Source organism: Stenotrophomonas sp. LMG 10879, assembly GCF_002750935.1.
Classification (GTDB): domain Bacteria; phylum Pseudomonadota; class Gammaproteobacteria; order Xanthomonadales; family Xanthomonadaceae; genus Stenotrophomonas; species Stenotrophomonas lactitubi_B.
The window spans coordinates 15,978-41,114 of sequence record NZ_PEJT01000014.1 but is presented as its reverse complement, the minus strand read 5'-3'; the positions used below and the strand labels follow the sequence as shown (position 1 = coordinate 41,114).

General features: G+C 65.3%; 20 protein-coding genes and 1 pseudogene. 9 read left to right on the top strand and 12 right to left on the bottom strand.

Annotated elements, in window-relative coordinates:
* Positions 1-70: 70 nt before the first annotated feature.
* The 8 genes from galU to cmk all read right to left on the bottom strand — a co-directional run bounded on the left by galU (position 71) and on the right by cmk (position 8,362).
* Positions 71-949 carry a UTP--glucose-1-phosphate uridylyltransferase GalU gene (gene galU / locus CR919_RS18535; RefSeq protein ID WP_099821262.1) on the bottom strand — a complete coding sequence of 293 codons (879 nt, stop codon included), beginning with the start codon at positions 947-949 and terminating at the stop codon, positions 71-73.
* Positions 946-2,859 carry a nucleoside-diphosphate sugar epimerase/dehydratase gene (locus CR919_RS18530; protein WP_165787289.1) on the bottom strand — a complete coding sequence of 638 codons (1,914 nt, stop codon included), beginning with the start codon at positions 2,857-2,859 and terminating at the stop codon, positions 946-948. The genes galU and CR919_RS18530 overlap by 4 nt, the downstream gene beginning before the upstream one ends.
* A 15-nt stretch (positions 2,860-2,874) precedes the next feature.
* Positions 2,875-3,852, bottom strand: a complete 978-nt coding sequence (locus CR919_RS18525; protein ID WP_099821261.1) for a glycosyltransferase family 4 protein — start codon at positions 3,850-3,852, stop codon at positions 2,875-2,877.
* Positions 3,853-3,855: 3 nt separating this feature from the next.
* The gene (gene lapB, locus CR919_RS18520) at positions 3,856-5,034 is read right to left on the bottom strand and encodes a lipopolysaccharide assembly protein LapB (RefSeq protein ID WP_032977571.1); all 1,179 of its coding nucleotides are present in this window, start codon (positions 5,032-5,034) and stop codon (positions 3,856-3,858) included.
* A 6-nt stretch (positions 5,035-5,040) separates the two neighbouring features.
* Entirely contained in the window at positions 5,041-5,325 is a 285-nt protein-coding gene (locus CR919_RS18515; protein ID WP_099821260.1) for a lipopolysaccharide assembly protein LapA domain-containing protein, read from the bottom strand.
* A gap of 77 nt (positions 5,326-5,402) precedes the next feature.
* Positions 5,403-5,708, bottom strand: a complete 306-nt coding sequence (locus CR919_RS18510; protein WP_005409286.1) for an integration host factor subunit beta — start codon at positions 5,706-5,708, stop codon at positions 5,403-5,405.
* 89 nt (positions 5,709-5,797) lie between these two features.
* The gene (rpsA, locus tag CR919_RS18505; RefSeq protein WP_025875032.1) at positions 5,798-7,483 is read right to left on the bottom strand and encodes a 30S ribosomal protein S1; all 1,686 of its coding nucleotides are present in this window, start codon (positions 7,481-7,483) and stop codon (positions 5,798-5,800) included.
* Positions 7,484-7,684: 201 nt separating this feature from the next.
* On the bottom strand, positions 7,685-8,362 hold the full coding sequence (gene cmk, locus CR919_RS18500; protein WP_032977572.1) for a (d)CMP kinase: 678 nt from the start codon (positions 8,360-8,362) through the stop codon (positions 7,685-7,687).
* A gap of 197 nt (positions 8,363-8,559) precedes the next feature.
* Here cmk and ykgO point away from each other — a divergent pair, with 197 nt between their 5' ends.
* The 7 genes from ykgO (at position 8,560) to CR919_RS18465 (ending at position 13,950) form a co-directional block, all read left to right on the top strand.
* Positions 8,560-8,685 (top strand): type B 50S ribosomal protein L36, encoded by a 126-nt coding sequence (gene ykgO, locus CR919_RS18495; protein ID WP_005409283.1) that lies wholly within the window; start codon positions 8,560-8,562, stop codon positions 8,683-8,685.
* 146 nt (positions 8,686-8,831) lie between these two features.
* The gene (locus tag CR919_RS18490) at positions 8,832-9,161 is read left to right on the top strand and encodes a hypothetical protein (RefSeq protein ID WP_089240526.1); all 330 of its coding nucleotides are present in this window, start codon (positions 8,832-8,834) and stop codon (positions 9,159-9,161) included.
* A 39-nt stretch (positions 9,162-9,200) separates the two neighbouring features.
* Positions 9,201-10,238 carry an agmatine deiminase family protein gene (locus CR919_RS18485; RefSeq protein ID WP_099821259.1) on the top strand — a complete coding sequence of 346 codons (1,038 nt, stop codon included), beginning with the start codon at positions 9,201-9,203 and terminating at the stop codon, positions 10,236-10,238.
* 163 nt (positions 10,239-10,401) lie between these two features.
* Positions 10,402-11,289 (top strand): carbon-nitrogen hydrolase, encoded by an 888-nt coding sequence (locus CR919_RS18480; RefSeq protein ID WP_099821258.1) that lies wholly within the window; start codon positions 10,402-10,404, stop codon positions 11,287-11,289.
* Between the two features lie 14 nt (positions 11,290-11,303).
* Positions 11,304-11,834: a GNAT family N-acetyltransferase gene (locus CR919_RS18475; protein WP_099821257.1), complete on the top strand. Its 531-nt coding sequence runs from the start codon at positions 11,304-11,306 to the stop codon at positions 11,832-11,834.
* On the top strand, positions 11,827-13,059 hold the full coding sequence (locus CR919_RS18470; RefSeq protein ID WP_165787288.1) for a TraB/GumN family protein: 1,233 nt from the start codon (positions 11,827-11,829) through the stop codon (positions 13,057-13,059). Before CR919_RS18475 ends, CR919_RS18470 begins: the two co-directional genes overlap by 8 nt.
* A gap of 45 nt (positions 13,060-13,104) precedes the next feature.
* Positions 13,105-13,950, top strand: coding sequence for a phytanoyl-CoA dioxygenase family protein (locus CR919_RS18465; protein ID WP_099821255.1), 846 nt, complete (start codon positions 13,105-13,107; stop codon positions 13,948-13,950).
* An 80-nt stretch (positions 13,951-14,030) separates the two neighbouring features.
* Here CR919_RS18465 and CR919_RS18460 read toward each other — a convergent pair whose 3' ends face one another.
* The 3 genes and pseudogenes from CR919_RS18460 to CR919_RS18450 all read right to left on the bottom strand — a co-directional run bounded on the left by CR919_RS18460 (position 14,031) and on the right by CR919_RS18450 (position 21,786).
* Entirely contained in the window at positions 14,031-17,120 is a 3,090-nt protein-coding gene (locus tag CR919_RS18460; RefSeq protein WP_099821254.1) for an efflux RND transporter permease subunit, read from the bottom strand.
* A pseudogene (locus CR919_RS18455) lies at positions 17,117-20,572 on the bottom strand (efflux RND transporter permease subunit); the annotation flags it as partial. The gene CR919_RS18460 and the pseudogene CR919_RS18455, both read right to left, overlap by 4 nt.
* A 62-nt stretch (positions 20,573-20,634) precedes the next feature.
* Positions 20,635-21,786 (bottom strand): efflux RND transporter periplasmic adaptor subunit, encoded by a 1,152-nt coding sequence (locus tag CR919_RS18450; RefSeq protein WP_099821252.1) that lies wholly within the window; start codon positions 21,784-21,786, stop codon positions 20,635-20,637.
* A 205-nt stretch (positions 21,787-21,991) separates the two neighbouring features.
* On the opposite strand from CR919_RS18450, the gene CR919_RS18445 reads away from it, so the two are divergent.
* Both CR919_RS18445 and CR919_RS18440 read left to right on the top strand, forming a co-directional pair.
* Positions 21,992-22,387 carry a c-type cytochrome gene (locus CR919_RS18445; protein WP_089240512.1) on the top strand — a complete coding sequence of 132 codons (396 nt, stop codon included), beginning with the start codon at positions 21,992-21,994 and terminating at the stop codon, positions 22,385-22,387.
* Between the two features lie 9 nt (positions 22,388-22,396).
* Positions 22,397-22,858, top strand: a complete 462-nt coding sequence (locus CR919_RS18440; RefSeq protein WP_099821251.1) for a cytochrome c — start codon at positions 22,397-22,399, stop codon at positions 22,856-22,858.
* Positions 22,859-22,984: 126 nt separating this feature from the next.
* On the opposite strand, the gene CR919_RS18435 is transcribed toward CR919_RS18440, so the two are convergent.
* Positions 22,985-24,865, bottom strand: coding sequence for an ATP-binding cassette domain-containing protein (locus CR919_RS18435; protein WP_099821250.1), 1,881 nt, complete (start codon positions 24,863-24,865; stop codon positions 22,985-22,987).
* Between the last annotated feature and the right edge of the window lie 272 nt (positions 24,866-25,137).

Below are 25,137 nucleotides of genomic sequence, written 5' to 3'. Positions count from 1 at the left end.
GTCCTGCAAAGGCCCACCCGTCCCGCCCATCACGTATCAATCAAAGCGCAAACGGAACGCTCGAAAAACCTTATTCCGCCAGCATCGCCGCCAGCTTCTCCCGCGCCGGGCCAGCCAGCTTCGGGTTGTCCAGCGCAAAGCGGATCGTCGCCTCGACCAGCCCCAGATGGGTGCCGCAGTCGAAACGGGTGCCCTCGAAACGATAGGCATCGACCTCGTCGGTCTTCAGCAGCTCGGCGATCGCATCGGTCAGCTGGATCTCGCCACCGGCACCGGTCCGGGTCTGCTCAAGCAGCTCGAAGATCTTCGGGCTCAGCACGTAGCGCCCCACCACCGCCAGGTCACTCGGCGCGTCCTCCGGCTTCGGCTTCTCCACGATCTGCGAAATGCGCCCCTTGCGGCCATCGAACGCCTCGGTAGCGACGATGCCGTAGCTGGCCGTCTTGTCGTGTGGCACGTCTTCCACGGCAATGACGCTGGCGCCGCTGGCCTCGTTGAGGTCGGCCATCTGCTTCAGCGCACCCGCGCCGCGGTTCCAGATCAGATCATCCGGCAGCAGCACAGCGAACGGCTCGTCACCGATGACCGCCTTGGCGCACAGCACCGCGTGGCCCAGGCCCAGAGCCTCGGTCTGGGTAACGAAGATCGCGCGCACACCTTCCGGCAGCACATGGCGGATCAATTCGAGCTGTTCGTGCTTGCCCGCGCGCTCCAGCTTCTGCTCCAACTCGTAGGCCTTGTCGAAATAGTCGGCGACCGCGTGCTTGTAACGGTTGGTGATGAACACCAGGGTGTCACAGCCCGCCTCGATCGCCTCATCCACGGCGTACTGGATCAGCGGCCGATCGATGATCGGCAGCATTTCCTTCGGCACCGTCTTGGTTGCCGGAAGAAAACGCGTGCCCAGGCCTGCTACTGGAAATACCGCCTTGCGAATGCGCTTGCTCATTGGTGCCTGCTGGCCTCACGTGCCGGAAAGGGCACAACCTTAGCGGATGAAATGTAAGCATCCTGTTCGATTGGCGAGAATTCCGGCATGGTCGCGAACAGGATTTCCTGGATCGTATCGATGTCGTACCGGGCAATCGCCTCGCGCAGCTTCGGCACGTTGCCCAGCACGATGTCACGCGAGAACGCACGTACGCCGGCTTCCAGGATCTTCGGGTGCGCGGTCGGCCGGTAGTCCTCGTCGGAATAGAACAGCGTCTCGTGCAGCTTCTCGCCCGGGCGCATGCCGGTGTAGATGATCGGGATGTCCTTGTACGGCTGCTTGCCGGCCAGGCGGATCATCTGTTCGGCCAGCACCCGGATCGGCACGGGCTCGCCCATGTCCAAGGTGTAGATCGCGCCGTGCGACGCCGACGCGGCCGCCTGCAGGATCAGCTGGCACGCCTCGGGAATGGTCATGAAATAGCGGCTGACCTCCGGGTCGGTCACCGTGACCGGCCCACCCTTGAGGATCTGCTCGCGGAACAACGGCACCACGCTGCCGGCCGATGCCAGCACGTTGCCGAAGCGGACGGTCACGAAACGGGTGTGCGTGGACTTCTGGTCCAGGCTCTGGCAGATCATCTCCGCATAGCGCTTGCTGGCGCCCAGCGCATTGACCGGGTCCACCGCCTTGTCGGTCGAAATGAACACAAAGTGCTCGACACGGGCTTCCAGGCAGGCGCGGGCCACGTTTTCGGTGGCCAGGATGTTGTTGCGCACGGCTTCGCGCAACTGACGCTCCAGCACCGGCACATGCTTGTACGCCGCCGCATGGAAGGCGGTGTCGACCGGGTGCAGCGACAGCGCATGACGGATCACTGCGGGGTCGCCACAGTCACCGAGCACGGCTTCGATCTCGACATCGGGGAAGCTGCGGCGCAGCTCGCCCTCGATGGTCAACAGCAGCAGCTCACTGATCTCCAGCAGCACGATACGACCGGCACCATGGCGCGCACACTGGCGACACAGCTCGGAGCCGATCGAGCCACCGGCACCGGTGACCATCACCGTGCGCCCGCCCAACCAGCCGCGGATGAGGTTCCAGTCCGGCATGATCGGCTTGCGCCCGAGCAGGTCTTCGATCGCCACTTCCTTCAACTGGCCCGGCAGCGACTGTCCCTGCAGGATGTCGCTGAGCTTGGGCACGGTGCGGAACGGAATGCCGGTGCTCTCGCAGATGGCCACCACGCGCTGCATGCCGACGGCATCCAGCGAGGGCATGGCGATCACCAGCAGCTTGGCCGCGGTCTCACGGGCCACCGCCGGTGCGTCGTCCAGCGTGCCCAGGATCGGCAGGCTCTGCAGCTTTGCGCCACGCAGGTGCGGTGCATCATCGAGCAGGCCGACCGGCTCGAAATTGCCGGATCGGCGCAGGTCGCGCACCAGCGTTTCAGCGGCCTGGCCGGCGCCGAGAATCAGCACGCGGCGCGCGGTCGAATCGGACTGCAGCGACTGGTAGTCCTTCCACGCCCGGTACAGCAGGCGCGGTGCGCCCAGCAGTGCCGACAACGCGAACGGATAGATCACCAGCACCGACATCGGCACGCCGTTGAAGCGCTTCCAGGCCAGCACCAGAACGATGGCGATCAGGCCGATGAAGCTGGCCTTGAAGATGTTCAGCAGGTCGCTGACGCTGGCGAAGCGCCACAGCCCGCGATAGAGGCCGATACGCCAGAACACCAGGCCCTGCAGCGCCAGCACCAGCGTGGTGTCCACGTTCCACAGCGGCAGTGCGGGAGCGTCGGCGAGGATCGAGTAACGACCCGCATGCAGCAGCTGCCAACAGGCCCACACCATGAACAAGTCGTGGCAGACGATGGCCGTACGCGGCATCAGGCCGAGGATTCTGTCCCGCCAGGGTGAAGACATAGATCGAGTAATTCCTTATCGGTGGCGCAATCCATTGCGCAGGAGGAGCCACAGCAGGGTCAGCGCGGCAAACCACGCGACCGCTACGGCAGCCTCCCACCTCGGCTGCAAATTGGTGCAGATATTGAACACTGTAATACTGAACAGGCCCAAAACAAAGTACATCCCTGTCACCTGCGCATGGCTGGCTCCTGCCTGCACCGCGCGCTGGTAGACATGCTGGGTGTGGGGTTCCATCCAGCGTTGCCCGGAAAGCATGCGCGCCAACAGCGTGAAGCCCGCGTCCACAAGGAATGCAGACAACGGCAGCAGCAGCAGGATCCAGTTGATGTCGGTGTGCACTGCAGCGACGGCCAGCACCACGGCCACGGCATAGCCCAGCGCGCCACTACCGACATCGCCCATGAAGATCCGCGCCTGCGGGAAATTGAATGGCAGAAAACCCAGGCAGGCCAGGCCAAGAACAACGGCCACCAGCGAATAGGGCCAGGGCAGCACGGTGGCAAAGCCGAGCGCAACGATGACTGCCTGGCTGCTGGCAATCCCGTTGATGCCATCCATGAAGTTCCAGATGTTGATCAGCGAGGCGGTGAAGAACAGCACCAGCAGGCTCAACAGCCAGCTGCCGCCATGCATCTTGACCAGCCCCGCCAGCAAGGCGGCGGCGAGGAAGTGCACCAGCAACCGGCGCATGGCCGGCAGCGGCCGATGGTCATCCCACCAGCCAATGCCGGCGACCAGCAGCAGCCCCAGGCTGGCGACGGCCAGACTTGGGGCGGCAACCGGCCAGACGCAGGCGGCCACGGCCGCAGCAATCAACAGAGTGATCACGATGGCGATGCCACCGCCACGCGGGGTGGCCACACTGTGGCTGCGGCGCTCGCCGGGCTGGTCCAGCAACTGCCTGCGCAGGGCATACACGCGCGCCGCCCAGGTCAACGCTGCGCTGAGCAGGGCCAGGCCCAGCAGCGCGGCCATCACAAGCCACGGCATGGTTCAGAGCACCGCGTAATTCAACAGCGGCTTGACCGTACCCCACTCCTTGCAGCTGGGGCATTGCCAGTGGTGGGTACGCGCGCCGAATCCGCAGCGGGTGCAGCGGTAGGCGGGATTGCGCACCAGCAACTGGTCGGTGATGTGCTTGAGGTCGTGCAGGGTCGCGGTGGAATCCGCGCCCTCGGCCAGGGTGAGGTCGATCAGCGCCGATTCGCCACGCACCGACGGGCGATCCTTGAGCTGGCGGCCCAGATAGGCGCGGGCAGGTGCGACACCCTCCTGCTCCTCCATCAGGCGGGTCAGCGCCAGCACCGGGGCGATGCCGCGGTAATGCTCGGTCATCTCGGACAGGAAGGCGCGCGCGCCGCCCAGGTCGCCAACCTTGCGGTAATTCTCCATCAGCGCCGGCAGCACTTCCGGCAGGTACTCCGGATCGTTGCGGGCTGCACGCTCGAAGGCACGCACGGCGGCCTCGGCGTTGCCTGCGTCGGTTTCCAGGCGGCCCTCGATGATGCCGGCACGGACCGACATGGCATCGGCCTGGTAGGCGCGGGCAATGGCCGCCCTCGCCTCTTCCAGCTTGCCAGCGCCACGGAAGCGCTCGGCGAGCTCGCATTCGAACTGCCCGATCAGCTTGCCCATCGGCTCGCCGGTGACATCTTCGAAGCGGGTGGCGTTGTCGATCGCCTTTTCCCAGTCACGCTCGGCCTGGTAGATGCCGATAAGGTGCTTGAGCGCCTGCGGTGCGCGCTGGTCCAGCTGCGCCAGCTCGGTGAACACCGTTTCGGCACGGTCCAGCAGGCCAGACTTCATGTAGTCCTCGCCCAGCGCCAGCAGGGCCTGCACGCGCTGCGCGTCGCTCAGGTCCTGGCGGTTGACCAGGCCCTGGTGCAGACGGATCGCGCGGTCCACTTCGCCACGGCGGCGGAACAGATGGCCCAACGCGACCTGGGTCTCGAAGGTTTCCTTGTCCAGCTCGGCGATGTGCAGGAACAGTTCGATGGCCTTGTCCGGCTGCTCGTTGAGCAGATAGTTCAGGCCACGGAAGTAGGTGCTGGACAGGTGGCTGACCTGGTTGTCACCGTGGCGTTGACCGCCGCGGCGTCCGATCACCCAGCCGGCCAGCGCCGCCAACGGAAGACAGAGGAAGAACCAGAACCACTCGGAAACGAATTCCATCTTCGATCAACGTCCATCAAACGATTGGGAGGGGGCCACCGGCGCCGACGGTGCAACCGCCGACTTGTTGGCACGGCGCAGCTGGCTGTAGAGCGGAATGACCACGCTTACCAGCACCAGGCCAGCACCGACCACGACACCGATCAGCAGGGCGGCAATCAGCGCCACGCCGACGGACGTGTTCAATTGGGTAAACAGCAGGTTGATCGACATGGCCGTCATGTTGACCGCACCGATGATCAGACCAAGGATCAGAACCGCCAGCAGGACCAGCAGACGAAAAACTTTCATGCGACAGCTCCATTGGCAGGAGGCCGTAGCTTATCCGACTCGTGGTGGGATTCGCACGAAGTCGCGCGACGGACGGCTCAGGCCGGATCTGCGTCCAGCGGCAGCACACTGCTGACCCGCTCGCGCAATTCCTTGCCTGGCTTGAAATGAGGGACATGCTTGCCCGGCAGGGCAACCGATTCGCCGGTCTTCGGGTTGCGACCCAGGCGCGGCGGACGGTAGTGCAGCGAAAAGCTGCCAAAGCCGCGGATCTCGATGCGATCGCCGGCCGACAGTGAGCCCCCCATCATTTCCAGCAATGACTTGACCGCCAGATCGACATCATCGGCCTTCAGGTGCGCCTGACGGCGCGCGAGGATTTCGATCAGTTCGGATTTGGTCATTACCGGCTCACATCAGGGGCATCTCAGCCTGAAACGGCCCGGGCAGTGCCCGGGCCGTCCAGGAAACAACGAACAGCGTAAGGCCGATATTACTCGGACTTGTTGCCGTTCAGCTGTGCACGCAGCAGCGCGCCCAGCTGGGTGGTGCCGCTGGAAGCCGAAGAGGACTGGTATTCCTCCAGCACTTCGCGCATTTCAGCGTCGTCCTTGGCCTTGATCGACAGCTGCAGGGTACGACCCTTGCGATCCATGCCCACGAACTTGGCTTCAACCTTGTCGCCGACCTTCAGGTGCTGGGTCGCGTCGTCCACACGCTCGTTGGCGATGTCGCGAGCTGCAACATAACCTTCGATGCCGTCGGACAGCTCGATGATCGCGCCCTTGGCGTCGACTTCCTTCACCACGCCTTCGACCTTGGAGCCCTTCGGATTGGTCGCCATGTACTGGCCGAACGGATCCTGCTCCAGCTGCTTGACGCCCAGCGAGATGCGCTCGCGCTCCGGATCGACGGCCAGGACCACTGCGTCCAGGTTGTCGCCCTTCTTGAAGTTGCGAACGATGTCTTCGCCAGTGGTCGCCCAGCTGATGTCGGACAGGTGAACCAGGCCGTCGATGCCGCCGTCCAGGCCGATGAAGATGCCGAAGTCGGTGATCGACTTGATCTGGCCCGACACCTTGTCACCCTTCTTGTGGGTGGCAGCGAAGGTTTCCCACGGATTGGCGGCAACCTGCTTCATGCCCAGCGAGATGCGGCGACGCTCCTCGTCGACGTCCAGGACCATGACTTCAACTTCGTCACCGACCTGCACAACCTTGGACGGGTTGACGTTCTTGTTGGTCCAATCCATCTCGGAAACGTGCACCAGACCTTCGACGCCCGGCTCGATTTCGACGAATGCGCCGTAATCGGTGACGTTGGAGACCTTGCCGAACACGCGGCTGTTGGCCGGGTAACGACGGGCGATGTTATCCCACGGATCTTCGCCCAGCTGCTTCAGGCCCAGCGAAACGCGGTTGCGCTCGCGGTCGAACTTCAGCACGCGCACGTCCAGCTCGTCGCCGACGTTCACGACTTCGGACGGATGGCGCACGCGCTTCCATGCCATGTCGGTGATGTGCAGCAGGCCGTCGATACCGCCCAGGTCCACGAATGCGCCGTAATCGGTCAGGTTCTTGACGACACCCTTCAGGATCGCGCCTTCCTGCAGCTTGTCCATCAGCTGCTCGCGCTCTTCCGAGTGCTCGCTTTCGACGACAGCGCGGCGCGAGACCACGACGTTGTTGCGCTTGCGGTCAAGCTTGATGAGCTTGAATTCCAGCTCCTTGCCTTCCAGGTAGGCCGGATCGCGCACGGGGCGCACATCGACCAGGGAACCCGGCAGGAAGGCGCGGACATCCTTGATGTCCACGGTGAAACCACCCTTGACCTTGCCGCTGATGCGGCCGGTGATGGTTTCGTTCTTTTCCAACGCTTCTTCCAGCTCGTCCCACACCATCGCGCGCTTGGCCTTCTCGCGCGACAGGACGGTTTCACCGAAGCCGTTCTCGATCGAGTCGAGGGCGACCTTGACGATGTCGCCTTCGGCAACATCGATTTCGCCAGCGTCGTTACGGAACTGTTCGATCGGCACGATGCCTTCCGACTTCAGCCCGGCGTTGATCACCACGACGTCGCCGCGGACTTCAACAACGGTACCGCTGACGATGGCGCCCGGCTTCAGCTTGGCCAGGTTGGCCTGGCTGGCTTCAAACAGTTCGGCAAATGATTCGGTCATTAGATTTACTCTGTTGGACACATGGGTCGGCTGGCTTCCCTTCAGGGAATGGCTGCCGCCCGCCTGTTGGTCGACCCCGGAAATGCAGGTCGTGTGTGGAAGTAGGAAAACCGCCACGCATCATTGCGCGACGGAGCTTTTACAGCACTGCAGATGCGCGACCTCCACCGATGCTGCTGGCAGAGCTCCCGCGCGAACGGATCAGGCAGCCGGAACCGGAAGCAGATCCATCACTCTGGCAACGACATCTTCGATGCCGATGCCTGTGGTGTCGATGAGGACAGCATCGTCTGCCGGCTTCAGGGGCGCCACGGTACGCTGAGCATCACGGGCGTCGCGGGCCATGATCTCGCGCAGGAGGTCTTCAAAGTTAACAGAAACCCCCTTGTCTTTCAACTGCTTATGCCGGCGCTCGGCGCGCTCCTCGGCACTGGCGGTCAGGAAGACCTTATAGGGGGCGTCCGGGAAGATCACCGTGCCCATGTCGCGGCCGTCGGCGACCAGCCCCGGCTCCATCCTGAATGCGCGCTGGCGCTCCTTCAGGGCGGCCCGGACCTCGGGAATGGCGGCAATGGCCGACGCCAGCGCTCCGGTGGTCTCCAGCCGCAGCTCGTCGGTGGCATCGGTGCCATTGACCAGGACCCGCATGGCATCGCCCTGCTCAACGAACTGGACATGGGTATCAAAGGTGCAGCGCACCAGCGCGGAGGCATCGGAGGTGTCGATGTCGGCCCAGCTGGCCGCCACGCCGACGGCGCGGTACAGCGCACCCGAATCCAGGTAGTGCCAGCCCAACCGGCGCGCCACGATGCGGCTGATGGTACCCTTGCCGGCCCCTGACGGGCCGTCGATGGTCAGGACGGGAACGAGTGGATTCATGGGGGTCCTTGCGCGTGTGAAGGGGGCATTCTAGCCCCTGCCAGACACCCCGCAACGGGCCTTTTGTGCAACCACTTGAAACCATGGGGAAAAGCCCGGTAGAATGGCGGGCTTGAACGAGCGTCCACTGCCGATTGTCTTTCGCATATCGCGGCCACGCTCCACCCGAACAACTACTGTTTACGCCGAGGTATGCCATGAAAGTTCTGTCCTCCCTGAAGTCGGCGAAGGCCCGTCACCGTGACTGCAAGGTCGTGCGTCGTCGTGGCAAGATCTTCGTCATCTGCAAGTCGAACCCGCGTTTCAAGGCGCGTCAGCGCTAAGCCCAACGGTCCTTGTGACCGCGGCTGGCCCCACGCGGGGCCGACCCGATGCAAAAAGCCGCCTTCGGGCGGTTTTTTGTTTATGCGGTTTTTTCCTGCCGTTTTTGCTGTAATCGCTGTTCTTGACCACTGGGGAGTAGATCGAGATGACGCGTTACCTGTGCACCTTGGCCGTACTGGCCACCCTGGCTGCCGCCACCCCGGCGCTGGCCGATACCCTGCTTGTCGACCGCGCCCGCGAAAAGCCGGCCGGCGCCCTGCCCGTCCGCGGCCAGAGCATGCAACAGGTGCAGTCCCAGTTCGGCGCGCCGGCAGAGCAGCTGCAGCCGCGCGGCGGACAGAAACGGCAATGGCCGACCATCCACCGCTGGGTGTACCCGCAGTTCACCGTCTACTTCGAGAAGCAGAAGGTGATCGACGTGGTGGCAAACCAGGCGGATCCGAACGAAATCGGCCCCAAGCCGCCGATCCGTTGACCCCCATGCCCGCCACCTGCGGGCGCGTGTAGCGAGACCATGAACCAGACCCTTCGTTTTCCTGCCGAATGGGAAGCCCAGAGCGGCGTCCTGATTGCCTGGCCCACCGCCGACACCGACTGGGCCGAGCGCCTGGGCCAGGTGGAAGAGACCTACATCGCCCTGGTTGCGGCGATCACCCGCTTCCAGCCGGTGCTGATCTGCGTGGCCGACGATGACGTGGAGACCTATGCCGAGATGCGGCTGCGCTCCAACCGCATCGACATGGACAAGGTCCACTTCACCACCGCCGCGTACGACGATACCTGGCTGCGTGATTCGGGCCCGATCACCCTGCGCCGCGCCGATGGCAGCTTCCAGCTGCTGGACTTCCGCTTCACCGGCTGGGGCGGCAAGTTCGATGCCACCCTCGATGACCAGCTGGTCGGCGTGCTCGACCAGGCCGGCGTGTTCAACGACGCGGCGGTGCGCAGCATTCCGTTCGCACTGGAAGGCGGCGGCATCGAAACCGATGGCGAAGGCACCCTGCTGACCACCTGGAAGTGCCTGCACGAGCGCCATCCCGACCGTGACCGCGACAGCCTGAGCGCCGACCTGGCCAACTGGCTGCAGCAGGAACGCGTGCTGTGGCTGGATCACGGCTATCTGGAAGGCGACGACACCGACGCCCATATCGACACCCTCGCCCGCTTCGCCTCGGCCGACAGCATCGTCTACCAGGCCTGCGACGACGCCAGCGACTCGCACTACGCCGAGCTGCAGGCGATGGGCGCCGAGCTGGCCGCGCTGCGCACGCGTGATGGCCAGCCGTACCGGCTGTTCCCGTTGCCGTGGGCAAAGCCGGTGATCGATGAAGGCCGCCGCCTGGCTGCGTCCTACGCCAATTACCTGATCGTCAACGGCGCGGTGCTGATGCCGGCCTATGGCGACCCGGCCGACGACCTGGCCCGCGATGTGCTGGCACAGGCCCATCCGGGCCGCGAGATCGTGCAGGTGCCCTGCCGCTCGCTGATCTGGCAGAACGGCAGCCTGCACTGCATCACCATGCAGCTGCCGGCCGGGCTGTTGAAGGCGTAATCCACGCGGGAGCGCCGGGCCATGCCCGGCGAGCGCAGCGGCATCCGCAGAATCCGCCGGGCATGGCCCGGCGCTACCGGTTGCGTGCACCATTCAGCAGCCAACACGCTGTCGTGCCGCATCCGCGTTAACATGCCGGTTTTCCCCCGCAGGATCGCCCCGCATGAACTCGCGCAGCCCTCTTACCGTCGCCCTGATCCAGGAGCGCAACCACGGTGATGCCGCCGCCAACCTGGCGGTGATCGAAGCGCGTGTTGCCGACGCTGCGGCACAGGGCGCGAAGCTGGTGCTGCTGCAGGAACTGCACAACGGTCCCTACTTCTGCCAGCACGAATCGGTCGATGAATTCGACCTGGCCGAGCCGATTCCCGGCCCGAGCACCGAGCGTCTGGGCGCGCTGGCCAAGAAGCACGGCGTGGTGCTGGTCGGCTCGCTGTTCGAGCGCCGCGCTGCCGGCCTGTACCACAACACCGCCGTGGTCTTCGAGAAGGACGGCACGTTGCTGGGCAAGTACCGCAAGATGCACATTCCGGACGACCCGGGTTTCTACGAGAAGTTCTACTTCACCCCGGGCGACATCGGCTTCAAGCCGATCGACACCTCGGTCGGCCGCCTTGGCGTGCTGGTGTGCTGGGACCAGTGGTACCCGGAAGCGGCGCGCCTGATGGCGCTGGCCGGTGCGGAACTGCTGCTCTACCCCACCGCGATCGGCTGGGACCCGGATGACGTGCAGGACGAGAAGACGCGCCAGCGTGACGCCTGGGTGCTGAGCCACCGTGGCCATGCCGTGGCCAACGGCGTGCCGGTGCTCAGCTGCAACCGCGTGGGCCATGAAGCGTCGCCGCTGGGCGCCTCGGGCATCCAGTTCTGGGGCAACAGCCACGTGCTGGGCCCGCAGGGCGAATTCCTGGCCGAAGCCGGCACCGAAGCGACGATCCTGATGTGTGAGGTCGACCTGCAGCGCAGCGAGCATGTGCGCCGCATCTGGCCGTTCCTGCGCGATCGTCGCATCGACGCCTACGGCGATCTGCTCAAGCGCTACATCGACTGACCCGGAGCCCGCGCATGGCCGTACTCATCCGTGATGCCGGCCCTGCCGACATCGCTGCGATCACCGCGATCTACGCGGTGGAAGTGACCGACTTCGTCAACACCTACGAGTACGACATTCCCGACCAGGCCGAGATGCTGCGCCGCATGCGCGACATCATCGACCGCGGCTTCCCCTACCTGGTGGCCGAGGTCGACGGCCAGGTTGCCGGCTACGCGTATGCCAACACCTACCGCACGCGCATCGCCTACCAGTGGACCGTTGAGAACTCGGTCTATGTCGATGCGCGCTTCCAGGGCCGTGGCGTTGGCACCAGCCTGCTGCAGGCACTGATCGATGCCTGCACCGCGCGCGGCCATCGGCAGATGGTGGCGGTGATCGGCGAGCCGACCAACACCGCCTCCATCAAGCTGCACGAACGCTTCGGTTTCCAGCTGGTGGGCGTGTTCCGTGGCCTCGGCCGCAAGCACGGCCGCTGGCTGGACACCGTGCAGATGCAGCGCGCGCTCGGCGATGGCGCCGATTCCGCTCCTTCCAATGAATGATTCCATGACCGAAACCCTTCCCGAAACCGGCGACGAACTGTTCGCCGGCCAGCCCGTGCGCGTCGTCGAACGCGATGGCGTGCGCTACACCCTGCTGGGCACTGCCCACGTTTCCCATGCCAGCGTCGAGGCGGTGGAAAAAGCCATCGACAGCGGCCGTTTCGATGCCGTCGCCGTCGAGCTGGACCCGCAGCGCCTGCAGGCACTGAGCGACCCGGACACGCTGGCCAAACTGGACCTGGTGGAAGTGATCCGCAAGGGCCGCGTCGCGTTGTTCGCGGCCAACCTTGCGCTGTCGGCCTACCAGCGCCGACTGGCCGAACAGCTCGGCATCGAACCGGGCGCGGAACTGAAGCGTGCAGTGGAACTGGCGCGCGAGCGCAACCTGCCGGTGCACCTGATCGACCGCGAAGTCGGCCTGACGTTCCGCCGCGCTTCGCAGCGACTGGGCTTCTTCGGCAAGCTGAAGCTGGTGGCCGGGCTCGGCGCCGGCCTGTTCTCGTCCGAGGATGTCGGCGAAGACGAGATCGAGAAGCTGAAGCAGGGCGACATGCTGGAATCGAGCTTCGGCGAATTCGCCAGCGAGAACCCGGCCTTGTACGAAACGATCATCGGAGAGCGTGACCGCTACATGGCCACGCGCCTGCGCGAAGCGCATGATCCGCAGCAGCGTGAAGTGCTGGCGGTGGTCGGTGCCGGCCACCTGGCCGGCCTGGCGCGTTACCTGGAAACCGATACCGAGGCGCCCGCGCCGTTGCGCGAGCAGCTGGAAGCGGTGCCGAAGAAGCGCAACATCCCGTGGTTCACCCTGGCGATCCTCGCCATCGTGGCCACCGGCATCGGGGTCGGCTTCTATCGTGGTGGACTGGGCGTGGGCACCGACCTGCTGGCGACCTGGGCGATGTATACCGGCGGCCTGGCTGGCCTGGGCTGCCTGGTGGCCGGCAGCCATCCGCTGAGCATCCTCACCGCGATCGTGGTGGCGCCGTTCAAGCCGTTCCGCCTGAGCATCCCCACCGGTGCGTTCGCGGCCCTGGTGGAAGCGCGCCTGCGCAAGCCGACCTACGAGGATTTCCTCAAGCTGCGTGACGACGCGCAGTCGTTGAAGGGCTGGTACCGCAACCGCGTCACCCGCGTGGTGCTGACCTTCATGCTGACCAACCTGGGCAGCATGCTGGGCCTGTGGCTGACTGCCGGCAAGGTGTGGAGCAAGGTGGCGGGGTAACCGCCTAGCATCGCTATACTCGACGTTTAAGGAGGGAACACAGCGATGGATGCATACGATGCGCTGATGCGCGAAGGTTTCGTGGTAGTCCGCCGGGCCATCGCGCCCGCACTGGTGGAAGACATCAACGAGCGCATCGCGCGCTTCAAACAGCGTAATCCCAAGTCGGTGTCGCGCAACCTGGACGATCACAAGCGCTTGTATCGGGTTGTCAATCTGCACCTGGTGGTGGATGCGATGACCCGCCTGCTCACCGACAACCCGGCCATCGATGTCTGTGACCGCTTCTTGGGCGAACCCACCACGCTCTACACCAGCCTTTACTACGAGCGCGGATCGGAACAGTCGTTGCACCGCGATACACCGGTGTTCTGCACCTCCCCGGGAGAGCGCTACATGGGTGTATGGACGGCACTGGACGCGGTTGATGACAGCAATGGCCCGTTGCGCGTCGTTCCGCGCAGCCATCTGTTACCGCCCATCGATGTGCAGGCACTGCGCCGCAAGGTCTTCGGCGACGGGCCGGTCAGCGCGATGTCGCCGGAAGGCTGGACGGCTTATCAGGACGCGGTAGCACGCCAGTGCGAGGAGGCCGGCCTGCAACCGCAGGCAGTCCACGTGCAGCCGGGTGACGTGATCGTCTGGCACCCACAGCTGTTCCATGGTGGTGCCCCGCACCCGTCGGCCGGTACTCGCCGCAGCGTGGTCATGCACGTGACGCCGAAGTCGATGCCCGTGGGCCACATGGATGTCTTCTATGGCCAGACCCCTCCGGCAGAGAAGGCGCCTTGGCGCTACTACCGGCGTGGCCGGCGTGAGATCGCGCGATTCGGACAGGTCGATTTCGGCCACGAGTACACGCGCCGCACCTGGTTTCTGCGCAAGGCTTGACCCAGCCAGCAAACGAAAAAAGGGGGAGACCGCCCCACTACGACCGGTCTCCCCCCACCACAAACACGTTGTGTTGAGCATTACAGCCGGGCAGCGCCCGGCTCTGCCCTCTCCAGGCCACGGGCGCGCTGGATCAGGCGCACCACCGCATTGCGCAGGTCATCGAGCACCGCGTAGATCGTCGGCAGGAACAGCAGGCTGACCACGGTCGAGAATGCGAGGCCACCGGCAATGGCACGCGCCATCGGCGAATACTCCGGCCCGTTGCCGAACATCTGCGTATCGGTCAGCGAGATCGGCACCATCGCCAGGATCGCCGTACCCATGGTCATCATGATCGGCCGCAGACGCTCGCGTGAGCCCTCCACCAGCGCCTGGGTGCGGCCCATCCCGCCCCGGCGCAGGTTGTTGATGTGTTCGATCATCACGATGCCGTTGTTCACCACCACGCCCATCAGCACCAGGATGCCGATGAAGGACATGATCCCGAACGAGGTGCCGGTGATCCAGAACAGCCAGAACACGCCGAAGATCGAGAACAGCACGCCACTCATGATCGCCGCCGGGAACAGCAGCGATTCGAACACCGCAGCCATCACCACGTAGATCATCACCAGCGCGATCAGCAGGTTGAACACCATCTGCTGCATCGCCTCGTTGTCATCACCGTAGTCGCCACCGTCGAAGGTGAAGCCGTAGCCGGCCGGGAAGTTCATCGGCTTGAGCACCGCTTCCATGGCCTTGCGGCCGTCCGGCGCGGTGACCTTCTCGGCGAGGTTGGCCTTGATGGTCAGCGTGGTCTGGCGGTTGGTGCGACCGATCTGGGTCGCCGATGAACCCACATCGACGCTGACCAGGCTCAGCAGCGGCACGCTGCGGCCATCACCAGTGCGTACGCTGAAGCCCGCCAAGTCTTCGGGACTGCTCTGTTCGGCACCGGCAAAGCGCACCCACACCGGCACTTCGTTGTCGCCACGACGGAACTCGCGCATCGGCGCGCCACGCAGCGCCAGGCCGACGAAACTGGCCACCTGCTCGGCATTGAATCCGAACGCCGCTGCACGCTCGCGGTCGACATGCACTTTCAGCTCGCCGCCCTTCTCGCCATTGTCGATGCGCACATCGCGCAGCTCGGCACGCTGGGCCAGCAGCGGCAGCACTTCCTGGCCGATCTCCTGCAGCATCGCGCTGGAGTCGCCGACCAGCTGCACCTGCACGCCCTGGTTGCCGCCACCGCCGCCACCATCACCGCCCTGGTTGCCGACGAAGTAGTCGGTACGGGCAGACTTCGGCAGGCCCTTGCGCAGTTCCTCCTGCAGCGCCTTGATGTCCTTGGCGTACTTCTCGTCCAGAGTGACCACGGTCGAGCTGCCTTCCTGTTCGCTGTACCAGGAATAGACCTGCTGCACGTGCAGGCGCTCGCGGTTCTCCTCGACCCAGGCTTCGACGCGGGCCACTTCCTCGGACATCTGCCGGTAGGTGTAGGCGCCCTTCCACATGTAACCGATGAAGATGTCCTTGCCACCATCACCACCGAACATGTCGATCTTGGTCAGTTTCATCGGCACCAGGCTGACCAGCACCACCAGCAGGATGCCCAGCAGGCTCCAGCCACGATGGCGCAGCGACCAGTCCAGCAGTTGCGCGTATCTGCGCTGCAGGCGCGCGATCACGCCGGTCTGCGAATGCACCAGCTTCGGCGTGGCCATGCGTGCGGACAGCATCGGGATCAGGCTGACCGCCACCAGCCACGAGGCCAGCAGCGAGACCGAGATGGTGATCGCGATCTGCGCCATGAAGATGCTGATGTTGTTGGTTTCACCGAACAGGTTGGGCACGAACACGATGCAGTGGCACAAGGTGCCGGCACTGAGCGCGATGGCCACGTTGCGGGTGCCGATGATCGAGGCCAGGCGTGGCTGGTCCGGCAGCCGCTCACGTTCCTGGTAGATGCTCTCGACCACCACCACGGCATTGTCGACCAGCATGCCCACGGCCAGCAGCAGGCCCATCATGGTCAGGATGTTGAGGGTGACGCCGGCGAAGTACATGAAGCCGAGGGTGATGGTGAAGCAGATCGGAATGGCCAGGGTCACCATCAGCGTGGAGGGCCAGTGGCGCAGGAAGAAGAACAGCACCGTCACCGACAGGATCAGGCCGACGCCGCCGGCCTCGGCCAGTTCCAGCAGGGACGAGGTCACTGCCTTGCCCTGGTTGTCGATCACCTTGATCTGCACATCGCGCATCGAGTCCTGCGCGCGGATCGCTTCAACCTCGGCAAGCGCGCCGCGTGAGACGTCCACCAGGTTGGCGCTGCGTTCCTTGTAGATGTCCAGGCCGACGGCAGGATTGCCATCGAGGCGGCGGCCGTAGCTCATGCGCGCCGGCTTCAGCCGCACATCGGCAATATCACCCAGGCGCAGGCCCTTGGCATTGATGACCAGGTCACGCATTTCCTGCAGGTCGGTGATCTCGCCTACTGGCTGTACGCGCACGCGCTGGCCGTTGTCATCGATCTGCCCGGCCGAGATCGAGAAGTTCAGCGTGCGCAGGCGATCACTCAGCTCGTTGATGCTCAGGCCGTGGGCGTTCAGGCGGTTCGGATCGATCGCGATCTCCACCTCGTTCGGCGGCGCGCCGGTGATCTCGACCCGGGCCACGCCCGGGATCCGCTCGATACGCCGCTTGAACTCGCGGTCGAGCATGTCATAGGCAGTGGTCAGGTCGGTGGTACTGGCCAGGCGCACCTTCAGCACGGGCTGGTCGCTGCTGGACCACTTGAACACGTTGTAGCGCTGCAGGTCGTCGGGCAGATCGCTGCGGATCGCATCGATACGCTCGCGCGCGTCGGAAGCAGCGATGGCGATATCACGATCCCAGTCGCTGAACTCGATGAAGATCGACGCGGCTTCGGACGTCGCCGAGGAGCGCATGCGCTTGATCCCGGTCATCGTCGCCAGCGACTCTTCCACCGGACGGATGATGGTCCGCTCGACTTCTTCCGGGGTGGAGCCGGTATACGGAATCTGCACGAACAGGAACGGCGCGGAGATGTCCGGCAGCGCTTCCAGTGGCAGCCGGAACGAGGCGATCAGTCCGACCACCACCAGCGACACGAAACACATGATGGTGGTGACCGGCCGACGGATGGAGAACTCGGCAATGCTCATGCCGGTTCCTCCGCGCCCGCGCTGCTGCCCTGCGCGGCATACAGTCCCTCACCGGCATGCTTGCGGCCGCGTTCGCGGTAATAGGCATCGCCGCGGCGGTCCATCAGGTCGTACACCACCGGGATCACCAGCAGGGTCAACAGGGTCGACACCAGCAGGCCACCGATCACGGTGATCGCCATCGGTGCGCGCACTTCGGCGCCCTCGCCCATCGCCACCGCCAGCGGCAGGAAGCCGAACAGCGTGCACAGGGTGGTCATGATGATCGGCCGCAGGCGCGAGCGTGCACCTTCCACCAGTGCCTCGTGCTTGGCCACGCCGGCCTCGCGCAGCTGGTTGACCTTGTCGATCAGGATGATCGCGTTCTTGGTGACCAGACCGACCAGCAGGATCAGGCCGATGAACACCACCACCGAAATGGGTTTCCCGGTCAGCATCAGTGCCAGGATCGCGCCGACCAGCGCCAGCGGGATGGTGAACAGGATCACGAACGGATGCAGCAGCGATTCGAACTGCGAGGCCATCACCAGGTAGACCAGGAAGATCGCCAGGCCGAAGGCGAAGATCAGCGACTTCGCGGCCTGTGCCAGTTCCTCACCCTGGCCACCAATGTGCAGGCCCACGCCGGCGCCCAGCGGCTGTTCGGACACCATCTGCTGCACTTCGCGCATGGCCGCGCCAAGGTCGATGTCACGCAGGTTGGCCGAGACCACAGCAACCCGGGTCTGGTCAGCGCGATGGATCTCGCTCGGGCCGGTGGTGGCGACCACGTCAGCCACTGCGTCCAGGGTGACCGGACGGGTGCTGCCCGGATTGACGATCAAGCGGCGGATGCTCTCCACACTGGCACGGTCGGTTTCCTGTGCGCGCACCAGCACGTCGATCTTGCGGTCACGGAAGCTGTAGCGGGTGGCCACATCGCCGCGCACCTTCTTCACCACCACGTCGGCGATCTGCCGCGTGGTCAGGCCCAGTGCACCGGCACGCTCCTGGTCGAAGCGGATCTGGATTTCCGGGAAGCCCTCTTCCACAGTGGATTTGACGTCGGCGTAGTGCGCGTTGCCGCGCAGCAGCGCCGCCAGGCGCTGGCCCGCCACTTCCAGGGTCGCCATGTCCTGGCCGCGCAGTTCGATCTCCAGCGGCGTGGAGAAGCTGAACAATGCCGGCCGCGCGAAGTCCACCTGCGCACCCGGGTGCTGACCCATGGTGTCACGCAGGCGCTCGGTGATCTCCGCTTCGGTCTGCGGGTTACCACCGCCTTCCATCACGATGGTCAGCTTGCCGATGTTCTCACCACTCTCGGTCGGGCTGGCATCCAGGCGGGTGCCGCTGCCACTGACGCCGTACAGCGATGCAACGCCTTCGCCCTTGCCGTGTGCCAACTGCAGCTCGCGCACCAGCGCATCGGTCTGCTTCAGCGGCGTGCCCGCCGGCAGTTTGACCGTCATTTCGAAACGGTCCTGCGCCAACTGCGGGATCAGGTCGGCGCCGAGCATCGGCACCAGTGCCATCGTGCCGACGAACGCCAGTGCGGCCAGGCCCAGCACTTTGCCGGGGTGGGCCAGCGCGCCGGGCAGCAACCGCAGGTAGCCGCGCTCGGCACCGGCGTACGGCTTCATCGCGATGTCGCTGGCCTTGCGCATCACCGGGCCGACCACCGCAGCCACGCCGCGGCAGAGGCGCACCACCAGCCATGCCAGCGCGTAGAAGCTCCAGCGCATCGTCGCCACCACACCACGACGACCGAGTGCGACCGGCTTCTGCCAGCGGCTCTGCGGCTGCCACGGCTCGGCCGCGGCTTCTTCCGGGAACGCCAGCGGCGGCCGGCCCTTCAGCGAGCTCAGCATCGGAATCAGGGTCATCGACACCAGCAGCGAGATCGCGATGGCGATGGCCACGGTCAGCGCCTGGTCGCGGAACAGCTGGCCGGCGATGCCGTCGACGAACACCAGCGGCAGGAACACCGCGATGGTGGTCAGGGTCGAAGCGACCACGGCCATGCTCACTTCGCGGGTACCGGCGATGGCGGCCTGCAGGATGCCCAGGCCGCGTTCGCGCGCCTTGGCGATGCTCTCCAGCACCACGATCGAGTCATCCACCACCAGGCCCGTGGCCAGTGCCAGGCCGCCCAGCGACATCACGTTCAAGCTCAGCCCGAGCTGGCCCATGAAGAAGAACGTGGCGATGATCGAGACCGGCAACGACAGGCTGATCACGAACGTGCTCCAGCCATCGCGCAGGAACAGGAAGATGATCAGGATCGCCAGCAGGCCACCGATCACTGCGTCCTTCTTGACGTCGGCGATGGCGTGCTCGATGAAGCGCGACTGGTCTTCGATGGTGGTCAGTTCGGCGTCGGCCGGGAAGGTTGCCTTGATCTGCTCAAGGCGCTTGCGCAGCGCCTCGGCGGTGGCAACCGTATTGGCATCGCCTTCCTTGTAGATCGCCAGTTCGACCGATTCCTTGCCGCCCAGGCGGATGACCGCTTCGCGTTCCTTGTAGCCCTGGCGCACGGTGGCCACGTCCTTCAGGCGCACCGGAACACCGTTGGCGACCACGCTGGACGCACCGCCCGACGAAGCGCTCTGGGCGGCCGACGCAGCAGCGACCGCCGCAGCCGAGCCGGTCGAGGCCGCGATGTTGAACATCTGCTGCAACGCCGAGTCGGCCGCGCTGCCGTTGGCGGACTGGGTGGTGACCAGCAGGTTGCGGATCTCTTCCAGGTCGGCGAACTGGTTGACGGTACGTACCAGGAAGCGCTGCGAGCCCTCCTCCAGGCGGCCGCCGGAAATGTTGATGTTCTCTTCCTTCAACCGCTTGATGACGGTGTCGATCGGCAGGTTGAGCTGGGCCAGTTTCTGCTGGTCGATGTCCACCTGGATCTCGTCTTCCAGGCCACCGCCGACCTTGACCGCCGCCACGCCGGTGACCGGCTCCAGCTTCTTCTTCAGGTCTTCGTCGGCATAGCGGCGCAGGCCGGTCAGTTCACGGATCGCTTCTTCGTCGGTCGCAGGCACGGCCTTGGTCGACAGCACCAGGCGCATGATCGGCTCGGTGGAGGGATTGAAACGCAGCAGCACCGGCGCCTTGGCTTCCAGTGGCAGGTTCAGCGCCTCCATCTTGTCGCGTACTTCCAGGCTGGCCTGGTCCATGTTGGTGCCCCAGGCGAACTCGAGCACCACATCGCTCTGGCCGGTGCGCGAGACCGACTTCAGCTTGCGCAGGTTCTTGACCACGCCCACGGCTTCTTCAACCGGCTGGGTGATCAGGGTTTCGATTTCAGTCGGCGCCGCACCGGTGTACTCGGTGCGCACGGTCAGCGTCGGATAGCTCAGGTCGGGCAGCAGGTTGACCTTGAGGTTGCCCAGCGCGATCAGGCCGAACAGCAGCAGGGTGACCGTGCACATGGCGATGGTGACGCGGCGGCGGGTGGCGAACTCCACCAGGCCGCCACGCATGCCTGCGGCGGCGCCGTCGCTCCCTGGCGAGGCACCGGGGTCGTGGCCGGGCGCGGTCATTGCGTGCTCCCGGCCTTCTCTGCCGGCTTGGCCGAGGTGGCTACCGTCTTCGCCTTGGCCTTCGGATCGGCGATCACCTGCACCGCCGTGCCATCGCGCAGGGCGACCTTGCCGGCGGTGACGATCTGGTCGCCAGCGGCCAGGCCCTCACGGATTTCCACCCACGGTCCTTCGGCATAACCGAGCTTGACCGGCACCCGCGCGACCTTGCCCTCGCGCACCCGGAACACCGCCGGCTCGCCATCGTCCAGCAGTGCCAGGCGCGGCACCACCAGCGCATCGGCACGCTGGTCGTAGTCGATGCGGATGCGGCCGAACATGCCCGGCTGCAGCGACTGCGCGGCGCCATCGAAGGCACTGACCACACGGAAGGTGCCACTGCCCGAATCGACCACCGGCGCGATGCGGTCGACGACACCGGTGAAGGTCTGGCCCGGCAGCGCATCGGCCGACAACGTGACCGGCTGGCCTGCGCGCAACGTCGCCAGCTCACGTTCGGGCACGTTGAGGGTGGCTTCCAGCCGCGAGTTGTCGACGATGCGGAAGATCGGCGTGTTGATCTGCACGAAGTTGCCGGTCTTGATCGACCGCGAGGCGATCACGCCGGAAATCGGTGCGACCACGGTGGTGTACGACAGTTCCAGCGTGGCAAGGCGGTACTGGGCGCGCACGTTTTCCAGGTCGTAGCGCAACTGGTCGACGCTGGCCGCACTGACCAGCTGCTGGGCGACCAGCTTCTGCGCACGCTGATAGTCGTTTTCCAATTTGCGCATCTGCGCTTCGCTCTGCGCTACGGCCAGGCGCGCGCGGTCCGGATCCAGGCGAACCAGGGGCTGCCCGGCGCTGACCCGCTGCCCTTCCTCGACCAGCACTGCCAGGGCAACGCCCGAGGTCTTGGCAACCACCTGCGATTCGGCGCGCGGCTCCAGTGCGGCGGTTCCGGTGTAGCTGGCGGCCACCGCGCGATGGCTGGCCACGGCCACTTCCACCGGCACCGCCTCGACCTTCTTCTCGTCCTTGGTCTCGGCCGCCTTGGCCTCGTTGTTGGGCCCAGCGGCGCAGCCGCTCAGCAGCAGGGAGGTGGAGAGCAGCAGCGCGGCAGCGCAGAGTCCGCTGCGGGGGCCGGGCAGGAAGGTTTGGTGCGACATCGTCAGATCCCTGGAGGATGCGTGGGCAGGTGTGGTAGCAAAGTAATGCACCACTTCACGGCAACACCATATCCCAAAGGTCATGGTGTCTTCACGCCGCCGGTCGGGCCGACCCCATTTCAGCTAGATGAAACCTGAGGCTATACTCGGGTCGTTCCGTACCCCACGCCGGAACGACCAGACCCGAATCCCCGGAAAAGACACCATGCGCCCGCAGCCGCTCGCCGCTTGTCTCGCTCTGGCCGTCCTCCTGCCCCTCGGGGCCGCCGCACAGCCCGCTCCTGCTTCTGCTCCTGCAGCACCCGCCCCGGCACCGGCTACGGCCCCTGTGCCGGCGGCCGCCACGCCCACCGGCAGTTTCGACAATGGCCGTGTGCTGGCCTATACCTGCCAGGGGTGCCACGGCATCACCGGTTACAAGAACGCCTACCCCAGTTACCGGGTACCGAAGATCGGTGGCCAGACCCAGCAGTACCTGACCCAGGCCCTGACCGAGTACCGCCAGGGCAAGCGCCGGCATCCGACGATGCAGGCGCAGTCGATGAGTTTCAGCGAACAGGAGATCGCCGATCTCGCTGTTTACCTGTCCACCGTCAAGTAAGGCCCGCCCATGTCGAAAGCCGCGCATCCCCTGCGTCACGCCATCGCCCTGTCCGTCGCCCTGCTGCTGGCGGCCTGCTCGCAGTCACAGGTGGAGAACAGCGAGAAATCCGCCGGCGATCCCGGCCATGCCAGCGGCGAGCACGGATCGTCTTCATCCGCGGGCCTGCCTGCCGGGCGCGAAGCCGCCGGTGAGGCCCGCGCCAAGGTCAAGAGCAAGGCCACCAGCCAGAGCTGCATCGATTGCCACGGTGCCGACGGCAATGCGCCGATCGATCCGACCTATCCGAAGCTGGGTGGGCAATATGGCGACTACCTGGCGCATGCGCTGCAGGCCTACCGTGCCGGTGACCGCCAGCATGCGCTGATGACACCGCAGGCGAAGGACCTGAGCGATCAGGACATCGCCGATCTGGCGGCGTACTTCGGCAGCCGCACGAGCCAGCTGCGGGATCTGCACGGGGTTAAATAGGTCAAGGGCACGTTAGTGCCCTCGCACCTGTAGAGCCGAGCCTGCGCTCGGCTGCTCTCCGGCCGGATCGCGATGAGCCGAGCGTTGGCTCGGCCCTACAACAATCAGCCCACGGCGGCTCGACGATCAGCCTTCCAGCTCTTCCCAGCGCGCATACGCGGCATCCAGCTCGGCCTGCACCTTGGCCAGCTGCTGGGTGTGCGCGGTCACTTCGGCACTGCTGCGCGTGTAGAACGACGGATCGTTCATCGCCGCGGTCAGGCCTTCGACATCGCCTTCGAGCTTTTCGATCGTCTTCGGCAGCTGCTCCAGCTCGCGCGCTTCCTTGTAGGGGAGCTTGCGCTTGGGCGCTGCAGGTTCCGCTGCCGCCACCGGCGCAGCGGCAGCGGGCTTGGCCGCGGCAACCACCGCAGGCGCTGCGGCCACGCTGGCCGCGTAACGCTGCCAGTCGCTGTAGCCACCCACGTACTCGCCGATCACGCCATCGCCTTCCATCACCAGCGTGGAGGTCACCACGTTGTCGATGAAGTCACGATCATGGCTGACCAGCAGCAACGTGCCGTTGTATTCACCCAGCAGCTCTTCCAGCAGCTCCAGGGTTTCCACGTCCAGGTCGTTGGTCGGTTCGTCCATCACCAGCAGGTTGGACGGCTGCGCGAACAGCTTGGCCAGCAGCAGGCGGTTGCGCTCGCCACCGGACAGGCGGGTGATCGGCGCGCGCGCACGCTCGGGTGTGAACATGAAGTCCTGCAGGTAGGCATGCACGTGCTTGCGCTTGCCATTGAACTCGAGGAAATCGCGGCCTTCGGCCACGTTCTCGATCGCGCTCCAGTCTTCGCGCAGCACTGCACGGTACTGGTCGAAGTACGCAACCTGCAGGTTGGTGCCGGCGTTGACTTCACCCTTCTGCGGCTGCAGCTCGCCCAGCAGCAGCTTCAGCAGCGTGGTCTTGCCACTGCCGTTGGGACCGATCAGGCCGATGCGGTCGCCGCGCAGGATGGTGGTGGAGAAATCGCGGACCATCGTGCGATCGCCGAAGGCGAACGAGATGTCCTTGATGTCGATGACCTTCTTGCCCGAGCTCACGCCCTGGGCCGCTTCCATCTTGACGTTGCCACTGAGGTCGCGGCGCGCGGAACGCTCGTTGCGCATCGCCTTCAGGCGGCGCACGCGGCCTTCGTCACGGGTGCGGCGGGCCTTGATGCCCTGGCGGATCCACACTTCTTCCTGCGCCAGCAGCTTGTCGAACCGTGCGTTTTCCTGCGCCTGCGCATTGAGGCGTTCTTCGCGGCGGCGCTCGTAGTTGGCCCAGTCGCCCGGCCAGCTGGTGACCTGGCCGCGATCGATCTCGACGATGCGGGTGGCCAGCGCGCGCAGGAAGCGGCGGTCATGGGTGACGAACACCACGCTGCCGTTCCAGTTCTTGAGGAACATTTCGAGCCAGTCGATGGCTTCGATGTCCAGGTGGTTGGTCGGTTCGTCCAGCAACAGCAGGTCGGGGCTGGAGACCAGCGCACGGCCGAGCAGCACGCGGCGCTTCATGCCGCCGGACAGGCGCGCGAACTCCGCGTCGCCATCGAGATCGAGCTTGGTCAGCGTTTCGCTGACGCGCTGGTCCAGGCCCCAGCCGTTGGCGGCATCGATCTTGGCCTGGACGTTGCCCAGCGCTTCGCCATCGAATACTTCGGCGTGGCTGAGGTGATGGAATTCGGCGAGCCATTGGCCCAGTTCGCCCAGGCCATCGGCGACGACGTCGAACACGCTGCCGGCGGCGCCGTGCGGCACTTCCTGCTCCAGGCGGGTCACGCGCACGCCCTGCTGCACGCGCACTTCGCCGTCATCGGGCTTGTGGTCGCCAGACAGCAGCTTGAGCAGGGTCGATTTGCCGGCGCCGTTGCGGCCGATCAGGGCAATACGCTCGCCCGGTTCGATCGACAGTTCGGCTTTTTCCAGCAACAGCGGGCCGCCGACGCTGAAGTCGACGTTTTGCAGAGTAATCAGAGGCATCCGACCATTGTAGCGGGTTGCGGGGCATGGCCGGGCGGCGCCCGGCACCCGCAGAGGCAACGGCCGCAGCAACAGCAACAGCCAACACCGGTTTCCTGGGGATGGCGGGGTGGGTCCGGTTGCGGGGGACGCTGCAAGTACGTCCATGTAAGCTCGGTCGCGCCATCCATGGCGCTCACGCCCCCGCAACCGGACCCACCCCGCCTCAGACAGTTTCCCGCGATCTGTCGGGGTCGGATCCCGTTGCTGCGCAACGGGCTCTGACCCCTTCG

What these genes read in the sequence shown, in the direction of transcription:
- CR919_RS18435 (WP_099821250.1), bottom strand. Translation starts at nt 24,865, where the DNA reads ATGCCTCTGATTACTCTGCAAAACGTCGACTTCAGCGTCGGCGGCCCG.
- CR919_RS18440 (WP_099821251.1), top strand. Translation starts at nt 22,397, where the DNA reads ATGTCGAAAGCCGCGCATCCCCTGCGTCACGCCATCGCCCTGTCCGTC.
- CR919_RS18470 (WP_165787288.1), top strand. Translation starts at nt 11,827, where the DNA reads ATGAATGATTCCATGACCGAAACCCTTCCCGAAACCGGCGACGAACTG.
- ykgO (WP_005409283.1), top strand. Translation starts at nt 8,560, where the DNA reads ATGAAAGTTCTGTCCTCCCTGAAGTCGGCGAAGGCCCGTCACCGTGAC.
- CR919_RS18475 (WP_099821257.1), top strand. Translation starts at nt 11,304, where the DNA reads ATGGCCGTACTCATCCGTGATGCCGGCCCTGCCGACATCGCTGCGATC.
- CR919_RS18465 (WP_099821255.1), top strand. Translation starts at nt 13,105, where the DNA reads ATGGATGCATACGATGCGCTGATGCGCGAAGGTTTCGTGGTAGTCCGC.
- rpsA (WP_025875032.1), bottom strand. Translation starts at nt 7,483, where the DNA reads ATGACCGAATCATTTGCCGAACTGTTTGAAGCCAGCCAGGCCAACCTG.
- CR919_RS18485 (WP_099821259.1), top strand. Translation starts at nt 9,201, where the DNA reads ATGAACCAGACCCTTCGTTTTCCTGCCGAATGGGAAGCCCAGAGCGGC.
- galU (WP_099821262.1), bottom strand. Translation starts at nt 949, where the DNA reads ATGAGCAAGCGCATTCGCAAGGCGGTATTTCCAGTAGCAGGCCTGGGC.
- CR919_RS18460 (WP_099821254.1), bottom strand. Translation starts at nt 17,120, where the DNA reads ATGAGCATTGCCGAGTTCTCCATCCGTCGGCCGGTCACCACCATCATG.
- cmk (WP_032977572.1), bottom strand. Translation starts at nt 8,362, where the DNA reads ATGAATCCACTCGTTCCCGTCCTGACCATCGACGGCCCGTCAGGGGCC.
- CR919_RS18490 (WP_089240526.1), top strand. Translation starts at nt 8,832, where the DNA reads ATGACGCGTTACCTGTGCACCTTGGCCGTACTGGCCACCCTGGCTGCC.
- CR919_RS18480 (WP_099821258.1), top strand. Translation starts at nt 10,402, where the DNA reads ATGAACTCGCGCAGCCCTCTTACCGTCGCCCTGATCCAGGAGCGCAAC.
- CR919_RS18445 (WP_089240512.1), top strand. Translation starts at nt 21,992, where the DNA reads ATGCGCCCGCAGCCGCTCGCCGCTTGTCTCGCTCTGGCCGTCCTCCTG.
- CR919_RS18530 (WP_165787289.1), bottom strand. Translation starts at nt 2,859, where the DNA reads ATGTCTTCACCCTGGCGGGACAGAATCCTCGGCCTGATGCCGCGTACG.
- CR919_RS18515 (WP_099821260.1), bottom strand. Translation starts at nt 5,325, where the DNA reads ATGAAAGTTTTTCGTCTGCTGGTCCTGCTGGCGGTTCTGATCCTTGGT.
- CR919_RS18510 (WP_005409286.1), bottom strand. Translation starts at nt 5,708, where the DNA reads ATGACCAAATCCGAACTGATCGAAATCCTCGCGCGCCGTCAGGCGCAC.
- lapB (WP_032977571.1), bottom strand. Translation starts at nt 5,034, where the DNA reads ATGGAATTCGTTTCCGAGTGGTTCTGGTTCTTCCTCTGTCTTCCGTTG.
- CR919_RS18450 (WP_099821252.1), bottom strand. Translation starts at nt 21,786, where the DNA reads ATGTCGCACCAAACCTTCCTGCCCGGCCCCCGCAGCGGACTCTGCGCT.
- CR919_RS18525 (WP_099821261.1), bottom strand. Translation starts at nt 3,852, where the DNA reads ATGCCGTGGCTTGTGATGGCCGCGCTGCTGGGCCTGGCCCTGCTCAGC.